This is a genomic window from Prescottella agglutinans (genome assembly GCF_004011865.1).
GTDB lineage: Bacteria > Actinomycetota > Actinomycetes > Mycobacteriales > Mycobacteriaceae > Prescottella > Prescottella agglutinans.
Window position 1 is genome coordinate 190,132 of record NZ_RKLP01000004.1, and the last position, 17,469, is coordinate 207,600.

Annotated in this window: 16 protein-coding genes; 6 read left to right on the forward strand and 10 right to left on the reverse strand. The window is 69.7% G+C overall.

Translation table 11 applies throughout. The features are described 5' to 3' along the window. Positions 1-5: 5 nt before the first annotated feature. The 4 genes from EGT67_RS09825 to EGT67_RS09840 all read right to left on the reverse strand — a co-directional run bounded on the left by EGT67_RS09825 (position 6) and on the right by EGT67_RS09840 (position 4,216). Positions 6-1,916 carry a ribonuclease J gene (locus EGT67_RS09825; protein WP_127915879.1) on the reverse strand — a complete coding sequence of 637 codons (1,911 nt, stop codon included), beginning with the start codon at positions 1,914-1,916 and terminating at the stop codon, positions 6-8. After that, on the reverse strand, positions 1,913-2,821 hold the full coding sequence (gene dapA, locus EGT67_RS09830; RefSeq protein ID WP_127915880.1) for a 4-hydroxy-tetrahydrodipicolinate synthase: 909 nt from the start codon (positions 2,819-2,821) through the stop codon (positions 1,913-1,915). Before dapA ends, EGT67_RS09825 begins: the two co-directional genes overlap by 4 nt. 89 nt (positions 2,822-2,910) lie before the next feature. Beyond that, positions 2,911-3,663, reverse strand: a complete 753-nt coding sequence (thyX, locus tag EGT67_RS09835; RefSeq protein ID WP_127915881.1) for an FAD-dependent thymidylate synthase — start codon at positions 3,661-3,663, stop codon at positions 2,911-2,913. A gap of 85 nt (positions 3,664-3,748) precedes the next feature. Continuing rightward, positions 3,749-4,216, reverse strand: coding sequence for a MarR family winged helix-turn-helix transcriptional regulator (locus EGT67_RS09840; RefSeq protein WP_127915882.1), 468 nt, complete (start codon positions 4,214-4,216; stop codon positions 3,749-3,751). A 165-nt stretch (positions 4,217-4,381) separates the two neighbouring features. On the opposite strand from EGT67_RS09840, the gene EGT67_RS09845 reads away from it, so the two are divergent. The 5 genes from EGT67_RS09845 to EGT67_RS09865 all read left to right on the forward strand — a co-directional run bounded on the left by EGT67_RS09845 (position 4,382) and on the right by EGT67_RS09865 (position 8,230). After that, positions 4,382-5,590, forward strand: a complete 1,209-nt coding sequence (locus EGT67_RS09845; protein WP_127915883.1) for an MFS transporter — start codon at positions 4,382-4,384, stop codon at positions 5,588-5,590. A gap of 82 nt (positions 5,591-5,672) precedes the next feature. After that, positions 5,673-6,497, forward strand: a complete 825-nt coding sequence (locus tag EGT67_RS09850; RefSeq protein ID WP_127915884.1) for an aldo/keto reductase — start codon at positions 5,673-5,675, stop codon at positions 6,495-6,497. A 48-nt stretch (positions 6,498-6,545) separates the two neighbouring features. Beyond that, the gene (locus EGT67_RS09855) at positions 6,546-7,022 is read left to right on the forward strand and encodes a hypothetical protein (protein ID WP_127915885.1); all 477 of its coding nucleotides are present in this window, start codon (positions 6,546-6,548) and stop codon (positions 7,020-7,022) included. A gap of 106 nt (positions 7,023-7,128) precedes the next feature. Next, entirely contained in the window at positions 7,129-7,563 is a 435-nt protein-coding gene (locus EGT67_RS09860) for an SRPBCC family protein (RefSeq protein WP_127915886.1), read from the forward strand. Between the two features lie 7 nt (positions 7,564-7,570). Continuing rightward, positions 7,571-8,230 (forward strand): DUF3105 domain-containing protein, encoded by a 660-nt coding sequence (locus EGT67_RS09865; RefSeq protein WP_127915887.1) that lies wholly within the window; start codon positions 7,571-7,573, stop codon positions 8,228-8,230. Here the strand turns inward: EGT67_RS09865 and EGT67_RS09870 are convergent, their stop codons facing one another. The 4 genes from EGT67_RS09870 to EGT67_RS09885 form a co-directional block, all read right to left on the reverse strand. Then, on the reverse strand, positions 8,231-8,716 hold the full coding sequence (locus tag EGT67_RS09870; protein ID WP_127915888.1) for a flavodoxin family protein: 486 nt from the start codon (positions 8,714-8,716) through the stop codon (positions 8,231-8,233). It lies immediately after the preceding gene. Positions 8,717-8,719: 3 nt separating this feature from the next. Then, positions 8,720-9,187, reverse strand: a complete 468-nt coding sequence (locus EGT67_RS09875) for a hypothetical protein (RefSeq protein WP_127915889.1) — start codon at positions 9,185-9,187, stop codon at positions 8,720-8,722. After that, positions 9,184-9,942: a 4-hydroxy-tetrahydrodipicolinate reductase gene (dapB, locus tag EGT67_RS09880; protein WP_127915890.1), complete on the reverse strand. Its 759-nt coding sequence runs from the start codon at positions 9,940-9,942 to the stop codon at positions 9,184-9,186. The genes EGT67_RS09875 and dapB overlap by 4 nt, the downstream gene beginning before the upstream one ends. 84 nt (positions 9,943-10,026) lie before the next feature. Continuing rightward, positions 10,027-10,899, reverse strand: coding sequence for a class I SAM-dependent methyltransferase (locus EGT67_RS09885; protein WP_127915891.1), 873 nt, complete (start codon positions 10,897-10,899; stop codon positions 10,027-10,029). 264 nt (positions 10,900-11,163) lie between these two features. Here EGT67_RS09885 and EGT67_RS09890 point away from each other — a divergent pair, with 264 nt between their 5' ends. Next, a complete protein-coding gene (locus EGT67_RS09890; RefSeq protein ID WP_127916064.1) occupies positions 11,164-13,551 on the forward strand; it encodes an arylsulfatase in 2,388 nt (795 codons plus the stop codon). A gap of 9 nt (positions 13,552-13,560) precedes the next feature. Here EGT67_RS09890 and EGT67_RS09895 read toward each other — a convergent pair whose 3' ends face one another. Both EGT67_RS09895 and EGT67_RS09900 read right to left on the reverse strand, forming a co-directional pair. Beyond that, positions 13,561-14,901, reverse strand: coding sequence for a M16 family metallopeptidase (locus tag EGT67_RS09895; protein WP_127915892.1), 1,341 nt, complete (start codon positions 14,899-14,901; stop codon positions 13,561-13,563). A 117-nt stretch (positions 14,902-15,018) separates the two neighbouring features. Next, positions 15,019-17,286 (reverse strand): polyribonucleotide nucleotidyltransferase, encoded by a 2,268-nt coding sequence (locus EGT67_RS09900; protein ID WP_127915893.1) that lies wholly within the window; start codon positions 17,284-17,286, stop codon positions 15,019-15,021. Positions 17,287-17,469 lie beyond the last annotated feature (183 nt).

Sequence of the window (17,469 nt, forward strand, 5' to 3'; positions counted from 1 at the left end):
CGGGGTTACGGCACCCCGATGACGGTCGGCACGATCATCGGCCGACGGCGGTACTTCTCCGCCACCCAGCGTCCCACCACCCGGCGGACGGCCTGCGCGATCCGGTGGGTGTCGGTGATGCCCTCGCCCGCGAGCCGCACGAGTTCCGACTCGACCAGCGTGGCCGCCTCCTTCAGCGCGGCCGGGTCGTCGGAGAAGCCGCGGCCCGACACCTCGGGGGTGCTGACGGCGCGGCCGGTCGCGGAGTCCACGGCCAGCGAGATCGAGATGAACCCGCCCTCGCCGAGGATCAGTCGGTCCGACAGGGTCGAGTCGCCGACATCGCCGACACTGTTGCCGTCGACGTAGACGTGCCCGACGGGGACGCGACCGACGATCTCGGCGAGCCCGTCGACCATGTCGACCACGACGCCGTCCTCGGCGAGCACGATCCGGTCCTCCGGCACGCCCGTCGCCTTGGCCAGCGCCGCGTTGGCCCGCAGGTGCCGCCACTCGCCGTGGACCGGCATCGCGTTGGTGGGCCGCACCGCGTTGTACAGGTACAGCAACTCGCCGGCGGACGCGTGCCCGGAGACGTGCACCTTGGCGTTCTGCTGCGTGACCACGGTCGCACCGCGCTTGGCGAGGCCGTTGACGACCGCGAACACCGAGTTCTCGTTGCCGGGGATCAGCGACGAGGCGAGCACGACGAGGTCGTTCGCCCGGATGTTGATCTGGCGGTGCTCCCCGCGCGCCATCCGCGACAGCGCCGACAGCGGCTCGCCCTGCGAACCCGTGGACACGAGCACGAGCTTGTCGTCGGGCAGGTTCGCGGCGGTGTCGATGTCGACGACCAGGCCGTCCGGCACCGACAGGTAGCCCAGGTCCTGCGCGATCTGCATGTTGCGGACCATCGAGCGGCCCACGAACGCGACGCGGCGGTTGTAGCGCACCGCGACGTCGACCACCTGCTGGATGCGGTGCACGTGGCTCGCGAACGACGCGACGATCACCCGCTGGGTGGCCTTGCCGATGACGTTGTCGAGCACGCCGCCGATCTCGCGCTCCGGGGTGACGAAGCCCGGCACCTCGGCGTTGGTGGAGTCGACGAGGAACAGGTCGACGCCCTCGTCGCCGAGCCGGGAGAACCCGGCGAGGTCGGTGAGCCGGCCGTCGAGCGGCAGCTGGTCGAGCTTGATGTCGCCGGTGTGCAGCACCAGGCCGGCCGAGGTGCGGATCGCGACGGCGATCGCGTCGGGGATCGAGTGGTTGACCGCGAAGTACTCGCACTCGAACGGACCGTGGGTGGTCTTGTCGCCCTCGACCACCTCGACGAGGTTGGGGCGCTGGCGGTGTTCACGGCACTTGGCCGCGACGAGCGCGAGCGTGAACTTGGCGCCGACGACCGGGATGTCGGGGCGCAGACGCAGCAGGAACGGCACGGCACCGATGTGGTCCTCGTGGCCGTGCGTGAGGATGATCGCCTCGACGTCGTCCATCCGGTCCTCGATGTGCCGGAAGTCCGGGAGGATCAGGTCGACGCCGGGCTGCTGGTCCTCGGGGAAGAGCACGCCGCAGTCGACGATGAGCAGCTTGCCCTGGTGCTCGAAGACCGTCATGTTGCGACCGATCTCGCCGATGCCGCCGAGGGCGACCACCCGCAGGCCCTTCGCGGGCGCCTTGGGCGGCAGTCCCAGCCGATCGGTGGGGTCGGCCACGACGGGCGCGGGCGGCTTCGACCGTCCGGACCGGCGCGACTGCGACTTCCTGGTGCCGGTCCTGGGCGCCGACTCCCGCTGCGGCGCAGGGCGCTCGCCGCTCTCGGCCGCGGGTGCGGGTGCGGGTGCGGCCGATTCGACCCGTTGGGTCCGCTCGGCCTCGGTGATCGGGGGGCCGGCCTGACGGGAGGCGCTGCGGCGACGTGCGGGACGGGTCATGCCAGCACCCCCGCGGCGTGCAGGTCCGCCGCCAGGATGTCGATCTGCTCGGTGGTGGGGGCGACCTGAGGCAGTCGCGGCTCGCCCACGTCGAGGCCCATGAGCCGCAGTCCGGCCTTGGACGCGCTGACGCCGCCGAGACGCGCCACCGAACGGTTGACCGGCACGAGGCTCAGGTTGATCTCGCGGGCCTTCGCGAGGTCGCCCTCCATGAAGGCGGTGTGCAGTGCGCGCAGACGCTGCGGCACCAGGTGGCCGATGACGCTGACGAAACCGATCGCGCCGACCGACAGCCAGGGCAGGTTCAGTGGGTCGTCACCGGAGAAGAAGTCGAGGTCGGTGGTGCCGATCAACTCGGCACCCGCGTTGAGGTCGCCCTTGGCGTCCTTGACCGCGAGGATCCGCGGATGTTCCGCGAGACGACGGATGGTCTCCGTCTCGATCGGGACCACGGAGCGGGGCGGAATGTCATAGAGCATCACCGGCAGATCGGTGGCATCGGCGACGGCGGTGAAGTGCGCGTACAGACCGGCCTGCGGCGGACGCGAGTAGTAGGGCGTGACGACCAGCAGGCCGTGTGCGCCGGCGCGGGCCGCGTCACGCGCGAGTTCGACGCTGTGCGCGGTGTCGTTGCTGCCGGCGCCGGCGACGATCCGGGCGCGGTCGCCGACGGCCTCGACGACGGCACGCAGCAGTTCGAGCTTCTCGTTCTCGGTGGTGGTGGGCGATTCGCCGGTGGTTCCGGCCAGCACCAGTCCGTCACAACCGTTGTCGACGAGGTGGGTGGCCAGCCGCACGCCGGCATCTACGTCCAGCTTTCCGTCCTTGGAGAACGGGGTCACCATCGCAGTGAGGACGGTGCCGAACGGACGCTCGACGGATGCAGCTGAATCACCGTAGGTCATGGTCAGAAGGCTACCCGGTCAGCGCTGCAGACCTGAACACGACGGCACCCCCACGGGATCGGCCCGCTGCGAGCAGCCGTCGACCTCGCTCAACCGGCCGTGTCGAACTCGCTCGTCGCGACCTCCGAACCGTCCGGCAGCCTGACGATTTCGAAGTCTCCGAACACGTTCGGCGCGGCGTGTTGCAGCTGCCGCAGGCATTCGACGGCGACCTGACGGATCTCCACGTCGGCGTGCTCGGTCGCCCGCATCTCGACGAAGTGACGCCATGCACGGTAGTTGCCGGTGACCACGACGCGGGTCTCGGTGGCGTTGGGCAGCACCGAGCGAGCGGCCTGGCGCGCCTGCTTGTTGCGGACCGGGCCGCCCGGCACGTCGGCGAGCTTCTCCTCCAGTGCGGCCAGCAGTTCCGCGTAGGCGTCCCGGCTGGCCGCGGTCGCCTTCGCGAACAACGCCTCGAGGTCGGCGTCGCCGGCGATCGCGGGCGGGACCACGACGTTGGCGTCGTTCTCCCGGACGAAGCGCTGCGACAGCTGCGAATACGAGAAGTGCCGGTGCCGGATCAGCTCGTGCGTGCACGAGCGCGAGATGCCGGTGATGTAGAAGCTGACGCTGCCGTGCTCGAGGACCGACAGGTGACCCACCTCGAGCAGGTGGCGCAGGTATCCGGCGTTCGTCGCGGTGCGCGGGTTCGGCTTGGACCAGCTCTGGTAGCACGCGCGCCCGGCGAACTCCGCGAGCGCCTCACCGCCGTCGGCGTCGGTCTCCCACGGCACGTCGGCGGGCGGGACGAACTCCGTCTTCGCGACGAGCTGCACCTTCAGGGACACCGCGTTGCGCACCGTTCATCCTCCCGGGATGGTCGTCGTTTCTCCTCGACCGCACCCTATCGCCGCGCGGTTGCCGTCATCGGGCTGACGCATCGTGTCATTCCGGCGCGGCGCCGGCCTGCAGCTGCTCGACGGCGCGGACCAGCGGCGCGAGCACGGGCTCGGTGGACGCCTGGTCGAGCGCCTCGCGCAGGGCCGCGTTGTGGGTGGGACGAGCTTCCTCCAGCAGGCGCCGACCGTCGTCGGTGACGTCGGTGTAGATGCCGCGGCGGTCGGTCGGACACAGGTACCGCGCGAGCAGTCCGCGGTCCTCGAGCCGGGTGACCAGCCGTGTGGTGGCGCTCTGACTGAGGACGACGGCGTCGGCGACCTGCCGCATCTGGAGATGTCCGCCCTCACCGTCGTGCTGGCGGCTCAGCACGTCCAGCAGCGAATACTCGCGGGCACTCAACTGGTGCGCGGCCTGGAGGGCGCGTTCGACCCGCCCCTCGATGCGTCCGTGGAGCAACGAGAGCGCCGACCAACCGTGTGCCAGTGCGGTCATCGCAGGGTCGGTGGCGGTCATGGTCGGCTCCCTCGGTCGGGTCGTGCAGACAGGTTCACGCCGACGGGAGGCCGGCAATTGCGCACCTCACTATACCCGCGCTTGCCAATAGTCAGCGTCTGCAATTATTGTCATCGCCTGTAAAGCGCGTTCGCGCATCTTCACTGTGCACAAAGGATCGTCCTCATGCCGCTCGCACTCCTGGCACTGGCAACGGGAGCCTTCGGAATCGGCACCACGGAATTCGTGGTCATGGGCCTGCTCCCCCAGATGGGTGCCGACCTCGGTGTATCCGTTCCGACGGCCGGCTTCCTGGTCACCGGCTACGCCCTCGGCGTCATGATCGGCGCGCCACTCCTGACCGTTCTCGGCACCAAGATCTCTCGCAGGAACATGCTCATGCTGCTCATGGGCCTGTTCATCCTCGGCAACCTCGTCACCGCCGCCGCACCGGTCTTCGCCGTCGTGCTGATCGGCCGCGTCGTCGCCTCGTTGGCCCACGGCACCTTCTTCGGGATCGGCTCCGTCGTCGCCGCCGAACTGGTCGCTCCGGACAGGAAGGCCGGTGCCATCGCCATGATGTTCACCGGTCTGACCGTGGCCAACGTCGTGGGCGTCCCCCTGGGCACTTTCGTGGGGCAGGCCGTCGGCTGGCGGGTGACCTTCCTGATCGTCGCCGCGCTCGGCGTCGCCGGTCTCGCCGGCGTGGCCCGGTTCGTGCCCGACGTGCCCAAGCCCGCAGGAGTGCGGCTCCGGCACGAGGTCGCCGCCTTCAAGAATGCCCAGGTCGTGCTGGCCATGGCCATGACGGTTCTCGGCTTCGGCGGCGTCTTCGCGGCCATCACCTACATCGCGCCGATGGCGACCGAGGTCAGCGGCTTCGCAGAATCGTCCGTCACCTGGCTGATGGTGGTCTTCGGACTCGGCATGGTGGTGGGCAACCTGATCGGTGGCCGTTTCGCGGACCGCAGGCTCATGCCGTTGCTCTACACCGCGCTGGGCGGCCTGGCGCTGGTCCTCGGGCTCTTCGCATTGCTGGCCTCCTACAAGGTCGCATCCGTCGTCGCCGTCTTCCTCGTCGGCGCACTCGGCTTCGCCACCGTCCCGCCCCTGCAGAAGCGCGTCCTCGACCACGCCCACGGCGCGCCGACGCTCGCCTCGGCCGCCAACATCGGCGCCTTCAACCTGGGCAACGCCCTGTCCGCCTGGCTCGGCGGCCTGACGATCTCCGCCGGTCTCGGCTACACCGCACCCGACGTCGTCGGCGCGATCCTCGCCGCATCGGCTCTGCTCCTGGCGGTCCTCTCGCACCAGCTCGAGCGGCGCACCCGCGCAGGCGCCGCCCCCGTCCCGGCCGACCGCAGCCCCGTCGCGGCAACCGCCGTCGCCGCGTGAGTTCCGGCCGCCCGACTCCTGTCCCGACCGGGACGTCGTCGTCCTCGGTCCCCATCAAGGCAGTACCACGAAAGGATCCCCGATGATTTCCGTACCCGACGTGACGCTCGACAACGGTGTAACCATGCCGCAGTTGGGATTCGGCGTGTTCCAGGTCCCCGACGACGAGACGACCGCTGCGGTCTCCGGCGCACTGGAGGCCGGCTATCGCAGCATCGACACCGCCGCGATCTACGGCAACGAACGCGGTGTCGGCAGGGCCATCGCGAGCTCCGGCATACCCCGACGGGAGTTGTTCGTCACGACCAAGTTGTGGAACGAGGACCAGGGATACGACCGGACGCCGGCCGCGTTCGACGCCTCTCTCGACAAGCTGGGCCTCGACTACGTCGACCTCTACCTCGTCCACTGGCCGGCCCCGGCGCGCAACCTGTTCGTGGAAACGTACGGCGCACTCGAGAAGATTTTCGCCGACGGACGTGCGCGCGCCATCGGTGTGTCGAACTTCCAGATCCCCCACCTCGAGCGGCTCCTGGAGCACACCGGTATCACTCCGGCGGTCAACCAGGTGGAGCTGCACCCCGCCCTCCAGCAGGCCGAGCTGCGCGCCTTCCACGCCCGGCACGGCATCGCCACCGAGGCGTGGAGTCCCCTCGCCCAGGGCGCGGTTCTCGGCGACGCGGCGATCACGAAAATCGCCGCGGCACACGGTGTCAGCCCTGCCCAGGTGGTTCTGCGCTGGCATCTTCAGACCGGCAACATCGTGATCCCCAAGTCCGTCACCCCCGCCCGCATCCGGGAAAACCTCGACGTGTTCGGTTTCGAGCTCACCGATGCCGACATGGCCGCCCTCGCGAGCCTCGACCGTGGTCTGCGCACGGGCCCGGATCCCGACACCCTGTCGTGACGCCACGGGAGCCTTGCGCTGACGCCATTATGACGTCACACTGGCGTCATGGATCTCACCGAGTACACCGCCAGACTGCGCGACGACCTGGCCGCGGCTGCGGCCCTCGGCGACGCGGATACCCAACGAATCGCCGAGGCCTTGGCCGGGGCGGTCGAGCGGTCGGCACAGCTCATGCTCGTGTCGGCCCTGTCCGACCTGGCCCGCGAGGCGTCCGAGGAACTGGTCGATCGCACGCTCCACGTCCGGTTCGACGGCACCGAGGTGACCGTAGAGGCGACGCGGCGCCGGCGCGAGGCCGACGGCGCCGCGGGACCGCAGCACGACACCACCGACCCGTACCGCACTTTCGAGGACATGACCGGCGACATCAGCCGGGTGACGCTGCGTCTGGTCGACCAGATCAAGTCGCGCGCGGAGGAGGCGGCGGTGCAGGACGGGATGTCGCTCAATTCGTGGGTCTCGCAGGCGGTTCAGGGCGCCCTGCGCGACCAGATGCGCCGGAACCGACCCGACGACGCCTGAGCGGCCGCGCTCCGCTCCAGCCCCGCCGCCCTCCGCTTCCCGGTATCCCCGGCCCCGGGATGGTCTAATTGCGTCTCATCGGTCACGGGGAAGAGGAGTGGAGAGCATGGCGGTTTCCGGGGCGAAGGAGTTCGAGGTCAAGGCCGCACCGGCCGACGTCATGGCGGCGATCGCCGCCGTCGACCGCCTGCCCGAATGGTCGTCCGCTCACAAGAAGGTCATCGTCGAGAGCACCCATCCGGACGGCCGCGCGAACCGCGTGCGCATGACGGTGTCGATCATGGGCATCAACGACGAGCAGGTGGTCGACTACTCGTGGGACGGCGACAACCGGATGTCGTGGACGCTGGTCGAGAGCACGCAGCAGAACAGCCAGGACGGGTCGTACATCCTCACCCCGAAGGGCGACGGCACGCTGGTGCGCTTCGAACTGACCGTCGACCCGAAGATCCCGCTGCCGGGCTTCATGCTGAAGAAGGCGCGGAACATGGCGCTCGACACCGCGAGCAAGGGCCTGACCAAGTTCGTCGACGGCAAGTAGACCACGGGTGAGAGCCCTCGTTCGGGCCGCCGGGGCGGCGGCGGTGGTCGTGCTCGCGGCCGCCGGGTGCGCCGACACCGTCGACGGCACGGCGGTCGCCGATCCGTTCGCCCCGACCACCGCCGAACCCGATCCGTCGCTCGGGATCGAGGGCATCACCGTCGTGGAGTACCCGGTGGGTCTGCACGTGCGGCCGGATCAGCGCGTCGCCTACGATCGCACTCCCCCGTTCGGCGGGCCCCACGACGCGGCGTGGGCGACATGCACGGGAACGGTGTACGACAAGGCGATTCGCAGCGAGAACGCCGTGCATTCACTCGAGCACGGCGCCGTGTGGGTCACGTACGACCCGGAACTCGTCTCGGGCCCGGCGCTCGACGTGCTCGTCGAACGGGTCCAGGGCCGGCCCTACCTGCTGCTGTCGCCGTATCCCGGGCTGTCCGTGCCGGTCTCGTTGCAGTCGTGGGGGCACCAACTGGTGGTCGACGACGCGTCGGACGAGCGGATCGACCATTTCATCGACGCACTGCGCTTGAACCGCAACACCTTTCCCGAGCCCGGCGCGACGTGCGCGACGCTGCCCACCGCGTTCGACCCGGAGAACCCGCCACCGTTCCAGGCCGGCCCGCCGGATCCCCGGGCGCCCGGCACGGTGCCGATGAACTGATCAGATGTCGCCGGCGACGGTGACCGCGACGGTGGCGCCGAGTTCGTAACAGCGCTCGCGCACCGAAGCGTCGACCGGCCCGGTGACCTCGACGATCTGCGCCGACTGCACGAGTTCCAGGCCGGTGACGATCTTCTGGACGGACTTCACGGCGCCGGCGGTGTCGTTGTTGCCGTGCACCCACAGCCCGTACGGCCGGCCGGCGACGGTGTCCAGGCACGGGTAGTAGACGGTGTCGAAGAAGTGTTTGAGCGCGCCGGACATGTACCCGAAGTTCGCCGACGTCCCGAACAGGTACCCGTCGGCGCCGAGCACGTCGACGGGGGTCGCGTGCAGCGCCGGCACCGAACGCACTGTGACACCGGTGATCTCGGGGTCGTGCGCTCCGGCGAGCACCGCCTCGAGCAGCTCACGGGTCGCCGGGGAGGACGTGTGGTGCACCACCAGGAGTGTCTTCTCCGGCTTCTCCGGCGACCCGTCGGACATCGGTCAGCCCTCCCGCTCGAGCTTCTCGAGCGCGACGGCGCGCCGCATCGTGTCGCGGGCCCGGCCGCGGTCACCGGCGTAGTCGTACGCCCGCGCCAGCCGGTAGGAGTTGCGCCAGTTGTCGGGGTCGGCTTCCCATTCCTGCTTGACCTGCGCGAACAGCGCGTCGGCGGCGTCGCGTTCGATCCGCCCGGAGGGGCGGCGGGGCAAGTCGGACACGTCGAGTTCGAGGCCCTCGTCGTGGATGCGGCGGGCGAGGTGCTGGTGCGCCAGGCCGGACCGGATGGTCGCGACGACCATCCAGACGCCGAGGAACGGCAGCACCAGGACGGCGATGCCGAGCACGACCGGGACCGCCCGGCCGTCCTGGATCAGCGCGATGCCGCGCTGGCCCAGGAGGACGAAGTAGAACGAGAGGGCGACGACGATCGCTGCGATCGCCGCGACGACGCGGGTGGACTGGTTCTTCACAGGTCCAGCAGGGGGTCGATGCCGACGGTGAGCCCCGGACGCTGCCCGATCTCGCGCACGCCCAGGAGCACGCCCGGAGCGAAGGAGTTCCGGTCGATCGAGTCGTGCCGGATGGTGAGGGTCTCGCCCTGCGTGCCCAGGAGCACCTCCTGGTGCGCCACCAGACCGGCCAGGCGCACCGAGTGCACCCGCACCCCGTCGACGTCGGCGCCGCGCGCACCCTCGAGTTCGGTGGTGGTCGCGTCGGGGCTCGGTCCGCGACCGGCCTTCTCACGCGCCTCGGCGATGAGCGCCGCGGTGCGGTAGGCGGTGCCCGACGGCGCGTCGGCCTTGTTCGGGTGGTGCAGTTCGATGACCTCGACGGAGTCGAAGAAGCGGGCGGCGGCCGCCGCGAAGCGCATCGACAGCACCGCACCGATCGCGAAGTTCGGCGCGATCAGCACGCCCACGCCGGGGTTCTCGTCGAGCCAGGACTGCACCTGCGCGAGGCGGGCGTCGTCGAAGCCGGTGGTACCCACGACCGCGTGGATGCCGTTGGAGATGAGGAAGTGAAGGTTGTCCATCACGACATCGGGGTGGGTGAAGTCGATGACGACCTGCGTCCGCTGATCGACGAAGTGCTCGATCCGCTCACCCTGGTCGACACCGGCCACCAGTTCCAGGTCGTCGGCCTGCTCGACGGCCTCGCACATCGCGCGGCCCACCTTGCCCTTCGCGCCGAGAACACCGACCCTGATGGGTGCTGCTGAAGTCACGTTCACGCTCCGTCCAAATCCCTGAATGTGCTCGCCGCAAGCCTACGGTGCGCGCGTGCGCCGCACGCATCCGACGCTCGACGGTCACCGGCGGACGGCGGTGATGAACATGCTCGACCGCGCGGGATCCCCGTTCGGGCTCTCGAGGATGCGGCCGAACCGCTCGGCGACGTGCGCCGAGCGTTCGGCTTCGACGTCCCAGCCGTGGTCGGCGAGCCATGCGACGGGGTCGAACGGTCCGTCGTTCGGCCACAGCGACTCGATGTCGACGCCGAACAGGTCACGGGCGCGCTGCGTCGACTCCTCCTGCAGCATCCCGCGGACGTCGTCGATGTGTTCCACTTCGAAGCGACTGCCCGGCACGGACAGTTCGGTGACGAACCGGAACAGCCGCTCCTTCGCCGGGTTAGGGAGGAACGGGAGCAGCCCCTCTGCCAGCCAGGCCGTCGGCCGATCACGGTCGAAACCCTTCTCCTGCAACGGGACCGGCCACTCTTCGCGGAGATCCACGGCCACCACGCGACGGTCGGCACGCGGGTGAGCATCCTGGGCGGCCAGGACGCCGTCCTTGAACGACAGCACCCTGGGCGCGTCCAGTTCGTAGACCGTGGTGCCGTCCGGCCAGTCCAGGCGGTATGCGCGCACGTCCAGGCCCGCCGCGAGCAGAACCACCTGTCCGATCCCCGCCCGGCCGGCGGCGACGAGGTAGTCGTCGAAGTAGCGCGACCGCACGCCCATGTAGTCGGCCATCGTCCGCCACGGCATCTCGCGGTCGTCGGCGTCCTCGAGCCGGGTCGGCATCGGGGCCGGCGGCGCCGCCGCCTCCACGAACGCCTCCGCGTACGGGTCGGAGACCAGACGGTCCTCCCTGTGGGTTTCCATGGCCCGCCCGGCCGCCACCCCGAGGGCCGTGATCCCGACACCGGTGACGATGTCCCATTCCGCCAGTTCGTTCATTTCGCACCTCACCAGGACGCGATCACCCGAATGGAGAAGATTGCCGTGCAACGCCTTTCGAATGCGTCGCCACGTCGGCGGCCGGGCCCCGTGTCCGGACTCACGGGCCTGGGTCGACGCCAGTTCCAGGCTACTCCCGGGCCCGCGGGGGAAGCTGAGATTCGCCTGCGAAGGCGGCCGCCGGGAACGTACCGTCGGAACCAGGTGACGCCGCTGCCCGGCGCCGACGCCGGCGGCGCGCGCGTCACGAGGAGGTCGTCGGCGATGGGCTCGAACGACGGTTACCGCAGGGACACCGGTAGACAGATCCTTCCGCTTCCGCCCGAGACGTACGCGGGCACGATCCGGTACGACGCGAAGGACCCCGACGCGACGTTCCCTCCGATCCGCCCGCTGCGACCGCCCGCGGGCGCCCCGAACGTGCTGATCGTGCTGCTCGACGACGTCGGCTTCGGGGCGTCGAGTGCGTTCGGAGGCCCCGTGGACACCCCGACCGCCGAGCGCCTGGCCGGCGGCGGCCTGAAGTACACCCGGTTCCACACCACGGCGCTGTGCTCCCCCACCAGGGCCGCGCTGCTCACCGGCCGCAACCACCACCGGGTGGGGATGGGTGGCATCACGGAGATGGCGACGTCGGCGCCCGGTTACACGTCGGTGCGCCCGGACTCGTGTGCCCCACTGGCGGAGATCCTCACCCTCAACGGGTACTCGTCCGCACACATCGGCAAGTGCCACGAGGTCCCGATCTGGGAGACCAGCCCCGTCGGCCCGTTCGACCGGTGGCCCTCGCCCGGGAACGGCTTCGAGTACTTCTACGGCTTCGTCGGCGGCGAGACCGACCAGTGGTATCCGACGCTGCACCAGGGCACCACGCGGGTCGAGCCGTGGGGCACCCCGGAGGAGGGCTACCACCTCACCGAGGACCTCGCGGACAAGGCGATCTCCTGGGTACGCCAGCAGAAGGCGCTGGCGCCCGACAGACCGTTCTTCCTGTACTTCGCGCCGGGTGCCACGCACGCGCCGCACCACGTGCCGACGGAGTGGGCCGACCGGTACCGCGGCCGCTTCGACGACGGGTGGGACGCACTGCGGGAGCGGACGTTCGCGCGCCAGAAGCAGCTCGGGGTGGTGCCGGCCGACGCCGAACTCACCCGGCGGCACGAGGTGATCCCCGCTTGGGAGGACATGGACGAGGCGCTGCTGCCGGTGCTGCGCCGGCAGATGGAGAATTACGCCGGTTTCCTCGAGCACACCGACCACCAGGTGGGCCGGGTGGTCGACGCGATCGACGAGATCGGCGCGCTCGACGACACGCTGGTCGTCTACATCATCGGCGACAACGGCGCCTCCGCGGAGGGGACGTTGCAGGGCACGTTCAACGAGCTGATCAGTCTCAACGGCATGGCCGCGATCGAGACGCCCGAGTTCCTGATCGGCAAGCTCGACGAACTCGGCGGACCGGAGTCGTCACCGCACTACGCGGTCGGGTGGGCGCACGCGATGGACACCCCCTACCAGTGGACCAAGCAGGTCGCATCGCACTGGGGCGGCACCCGCAACGGGACGATCGTGCACTGGCCGCACGGGTTCACCGCGCGCGGCGAACTGCGGCACCAGTTCCACCACGTCGTCGACATCGTCCCCACCGTCCTCGAGGCCGCGCACCTCCCGGCGCCCACCACGGTGAAGGGCGTGCGGCAGGAGGCCTTCGACGGCGTCGACATGACGTACACGTTCCACGACGGCGCGGCGCCCGACCGCCACGTCACTCAGTACTTCGAGATGTTCGGCAACCGCGGGATCTACCACCGCGGCTGGACGGCGGTCACCAAGCACCGGACGCCGTGGCAGACCGTCGGCAGCGCCGGGATCGCGTTCGACGACGACGTGTGGGAGTTGTACGACTGCACGTCCGACTGGACCCAGGCCCGGGACCTGTCGGCGGAGCACCCGGATCGGCTGCACGAGCTGCGACGACTCTTCCTGATCGAGGCGACGCGCAACCAGGTCCTCCCCCTCGACGACCGGGTCTTCGAGCGGGTGCTGCCGCGCATCTCCGGCAAGCCGAGCCTCGCCCCCGGCAACCGGCAGGTGCTGTTGCCCGGCATGGGCGGGCTGCTCGAGATGCACATCGTCAACTGGCGCAACCGGTCGTGGTCGCTGACCGCGCAGGTCGAGCTCCCCGACGATCCCGGGCAGGTCGCGAACGGGGTGATCCTGACCCTCGGCGGGCACGCCGGCGGGTGGGCCTTCTACTTCAAGGACGGGCGACCCACGTTCTGCTACAACCTCTTCGGCCTCGACCGCACCCACGTGCGCGCCGAGCACCCGGCGTCGCCGGGCACGCGGCAGGTGCGCGTCGAGTTCGCGTACGACGGCGGCGGACTCGGCAAGGGCGGGACGATCACGCTGTTCACCGACGGCCGACCGGTGGGGTCGGGGCGACTCGAGCGCACCGAACCCATCGGGTTCGGCTACGAGTTCACCGACGTCGGACGCGATGGCCAGTCGACCGTGACACCCGACTATCCGCGCGGCGACAACGCCTTCACCGGGCGGATCGACTGGGTGCAGATCGACGTCGGCGACGACGACCACAGCCATCTGGTCGATCCGGCCGACGTCGTGCGGGTCGCGATGTACCGGCAGTGACTGCCGGATCTACCGGACGATTCCCCGGACCGAGGCCGGCAGATCCCGCTTGCGCCGGTACGGACCGACCACCGCGGCCGCGAACGGGCGCTGCAACAGCACCCGGGCGACCTCGCGGACCTCGTCGGTGGTGACCTCGTCGATGCGCGCGAGCGTCTCCGAGACCGACTGGTGGTTACCGTAGTTCAGCTCACTGCGCCCGATCCGCGTCATCCGTGAACCCGAGTCCTCGAGACCCAGCACGAGCGCTCCCCGCAGCGATCCCTTCGCCCGGGCGCACTCGGCGTCGGTGATGCCGTCGGACGCGACGTTGGCGAGCACCTCCCGGATCAGGGTGGTGACCTCGCCGAGGTTCTCGGGCTGGCATCCCGCGTAGACGGAGAACGCGCCGGTGTCGGCGAACGTGTCCACCCCGGAATAGACCGAGTACGCCAGTCCCCGCTCCTCCCGGATCTCCTGGAAGAGACGGGAACTCAGGCCGCCACCGACGGCGGCGTTGAGCACCGACAGCGGCCAGCGGTGCCCCTCGTGGCGGCCGAAGGCCCGCACGCCGAGCGCGAGGTGCGCCTGCTCGCTGTCCCGATTCGTCAGGCTCAGCGTGGGCGCGGTCCGCAACCGGATCGAACCCTCGCGCCGCGGTGCGGGCGCGGCCTCGCGGTCGAGGTGGCCGGCGAACGCCCGCCGGACCAGTTCCACCGTGTGCTCGTGCTCGACGTTGCCGGCCACCGCGACGACCATCCGGTCCGGGGTGTAGCGGCGCACGTGGAAGGAATGCAGCTGGGTGCGGGTCATCGACTCGATCGAATCGATGCTCCCGATCACCGGTCGGCCCACGGGGTGGTCACCGAACAGCGCGGTCAGGAACGCGTCGCCCAGCAGGTCCTCCGGGTCGTCGTCGCGCATCGAGATCTCCTCGAGCACCACCTGCCGTTCGACGTCGACGTCGACGGACCGGCAACGACCGCGCAGCACCACGTCGCTGACGAGGTCCACCGCGAGCGGCAGGTCGTCGTCGAGGACGTGCGCGTAGAAGCACGTGTGCTCCTTCGAGGTGAACGCGTTGAGTTCACCGCCGACTCCGTCCATCACCTGCGCGATGTCGAGCGCGGATCGCGTGGGAGTGGACTTGAACAGCAGGTGCTCGAGGAAGTGTGCGGCGCCCGCGACGGTGGGCTGCTCGTCACGCGAACCGACGCCCACCCAGATGCCGACCGAGGCCGAGCGGACGCCGGGGACGTGTTCGGTCACCACCCGGAGACCACCGGGAAGCGTCGTGCGCTGCACACCGGTGCGGGGATGTGTGTCGAGTGCGGAGCCGCGTTGGGGCTTCTCGCGGAGGGATTGAGCCATGTGGCGGTTCGTGTTTCCTTATGTTGAACGTCGACCCACGATACACCGGGGGACACGGCCCCGGCCCCGCACGGACGAACCGTGCGGGGCCGGGAGCGGGTGGTACCGAGCGGCGAACTACTCCGCAGCGGGCTCCGAGCCCGACTCGGCGGAGTCGGCGGATGCCTCGGCAGCCTCGTCCTCGACCGGGATCAGCGAGATCTTGCCGCGGTTGTCGATGTCCGCGATCTCGACGCGGATCTTGGTGCCGACGTTGACGACATCCTCGACCTTGGCGATGCGCTTGCCGTTGCCCAGCTTCGAGATGTGCACCAGTCCGTCGCGGCCCGGGAGCAGCGAGACGAACGCGCCGAAGGCCGTGGTCTTGACGACCGTGCCGAGGAAGCGCTCGCCCACCTTGGGCAGCTGCGGGTTGGCGATGGCGTTGATCTTGTCGATCGCGGCCTGCGCGGACGGGCCGTCCGCGGCACCGACGTACACCGTGCCGTCATCCTCGATGGAGATGTTGGCACCGGTCTCCTCGGTGATCGAGTTGATCATCTTGCCCTTGGGGCCGATGACCTCGCCGATCTTGTCCACGGGGACCTTGATGGTGGTGATGCGCGGCGCGTACGGGCTCATCTCGTCCGGGCTCTCGATCGCCTCGGCCATGACCTCGAGGATCGTGGTGCGGGCGTCGTGCGCCTGGCTCAGCGCGCCGGCCAGCACCTGCGACGGGATGCCGTCGAGCTTGGTGTCCAGCTGCAGGGCCGTGACGAAGTTCTTCGTGCCGGCGACCTTGAAGTCCATGTCACCGAAGGCATCCTCGGCGCCGAGGATGTCGGTCAGCGCGACGTAGCGGGTCTCGCCGTCGACCTCGTCGGAGACCAGGCCCATGGCGATGCCGGCGACCGGAGCCTTGAGGGGCACACCGGCATTCAGCAGCGACAGGGTGGAGGCGCAGACCGAACCCATCGAGGTGGAACCGTTGGAGCCCAACGCCTCCGAGACCTGACGGATCGCGTACGGGAACTCCTCCTGGCTCGGCAGCACCGGCACCAGTGCACGCTCCGCGAGGGCACCGTGACCGATCTCGCGGCGCTTCGGCGAACCGACGCGGCCCGTCTCACCGGTCGAGTACGGCGGGAAGTTGTAGTGGTGCATGTAGCGCTTGCTGGTCTCGGGGCCCAGCGAGTCGATCTGCTGCGCCATCTTGACCATGTCGAGGGTGGTGACACCCATGATCTGGGTCTCGCCGCGCTCGAACAGCGCCGAACCGTGTGCCCGCGGGATCACGGCGACCTCGGCGGACAGCGACCGGATGTCGGTGATGCCGCGGCCGTCGATACGGAACTGGTCACGCAGGATGCGCTGGCGCACAAGCTTCTTCGTCAGCGAGCGGAACGCCGCGCCGATCTCCTTCTCGCGACCCTCGAACTGCGGGCCGACCTGCTCGAGAACCTCGACCTTGACCTCGTCGGTCTTGTCGTCGCGCTCCTGCTTACCGGCGATCGACAGCGCAGCCGTGAGCTTCTCGGTGGCAGCAGCCTCGACCGCGGCGTACACGTCGTCCTGGTAGGCCGGGAACAGCGGGTACTCGCCGGTGGGCTTCGCAGCCTTCTCGGCGAGCGCCTGCTGCGCGGCGCACAGGCTCGCGATGAACGGCTTGGCGGCCTCGAGGCCCTCGGCCACGATCGCCTCGGTCGGCGCCTGCGCGCCGCCGTCGATCAGGCTGATGACGTTCTCGGTGGCCTCGGCCTCGACCATCATGATGGCGACGTCACCGGACTCGACGACCCGACCCGCGACGACCATGTCGAAGACGGCGCCCTCGAGCTGCTCGACGGTCGGGAAGGCGACCCACTGGCCCTTCTTGTTCTCCTCCGACGTGATGAGCGCGACGCGCACACCGCCGACGGGGCCGGAGAACGGCAGACCGGCGATCTGGGTGGACGCGGACGCGGCGTTGATCGCGACGACGTCGTACAGGTCCTTGGGATCGAGGCTCAGGACCGTGACGACGACCTGGATCTCGTTGCGCAGGCCGTCGACGAACGACGGACGCAGCGGCCGGTCGATCAGACGGCAGGTGAGGATCGCGTCGGTGGACGGGCGGCCCTCACGGCGGAAGAACGAGCCGGGGATGCGTCCCGCGGCGTACATGCGCTCCTCGACATCGACCGTCAGCGGGAAGAAGTCGAAGTGCTCCTTGGGCTGCTTGCTGGCCGTGGTGGCCGACAGCAGCATGGTCTCGTCGTCCAGGTAGGCGACGACGGAGCCGGCGGCCTGCTGCGCGAGGCGACCGGTCTCGAAACGAATGGTGCGGGTGCCGTAGCTCCCGTTGTCGATGACGGCGGAGGACTCGAACACGCCCTCTTCGACCTCGATGGCGGAAATCTCTGTCATTGCTTTTCTTCTCTTCCCTCTCGTCTTTTTGCCGTGTCCGCACGGGCGCCACGACCCTCCTGGTCGCGGCTGCACTCCCTCACAGAGCGGAGGCGGCCGTCGATCGAAGCCCGCCGGAGTACATCCGGATGGCCACTACCGAAGACCGACGCCACGACTGTGGGCGCGGGCGGCAGTCACACA

Coding starts and splice junctions, on each gene's coding strand:
- EGT67_RS09895 (WP_127915892.1), bottom strand. CDS start 14,901: ATGGCTCAATCCCTCCGCGAGAAGCCCCAACGCGGCTCCGCACTCGAC.
- EGT67_RS09825 (WP_127915879.1), bottom strand. CDS start 1,916: ATGACCCGTCCCGCACGTCGCCGCAGCGCCTCCCGTCAGGCCGGCCCC.
- EGT67_RS09845 (WP_127915883.1), top strand. CDS start 4,382: ATGCCGCTCGCACTCCTGGCACTGGCAACGGGAGCCTTCGGAATCGGC.
- EGT67_RS09870 (WP_127915888.1), bottom strand. CDS start 8,716: ATGTCCGACGGGTCGCCGGAGAAGCCGGAGAAGACACTCCTGGTGGTG.
- EGT67_RS09900 (WP_127915893.1), bottom strand. CDS start 17,286: ATGACAGAGATTTCCGCCATCGAGGTCGAAGAGGGCGTGTTCGAGTCC.
- EGT67_RS09890 (WP_127916064.1), top strand. CDS start 11,164: ATGGGCTCGAACGACGGTTACCGCAGGGACACCGGTAGACAGATCCTT.
- EGT67_RS09860 (WP_127915886.1), top strand. CDS start 7,129: ATGGCGGTTTCCGGGGCGAAGGAGTTCGAGGTCAAGGCCGCACCGGCC.
- EGT67_RS09840 (WP_127915882.1), bottom strand. CDS start 4,216: ATGACCGCCACCGACCCTGCGATGACCGCACTGGCACACGGTTGGTCG.
- dapA (WP_127915880.1), bottom strand. CDS start 2,821: ATGACCTACGGTGATTCAGCTGCATCCGTCGAGCGTCCGTTCGGCACC.
- EGT67_RS09885 (WP_127915891.1), bottom strand. CDS start 10,899: ATGAACGAACTGGCGGAATGGGACATCGTCACCGGTGTCGGGATCACG.
- EGT67_RS09855 (WP_127915885.1), top strand. CDS start 6,546: ATGGATCTCACCGAGTACACCGCCAGACTGCGCGACGACCTGGCCGCG.
- EGT67_RS09850 (WP_127915884.1), top strand. CDS start 5,673: ATGATTTCCGTACCCGACGTGACGCTCGACAACGGTGTAACCATGCCG.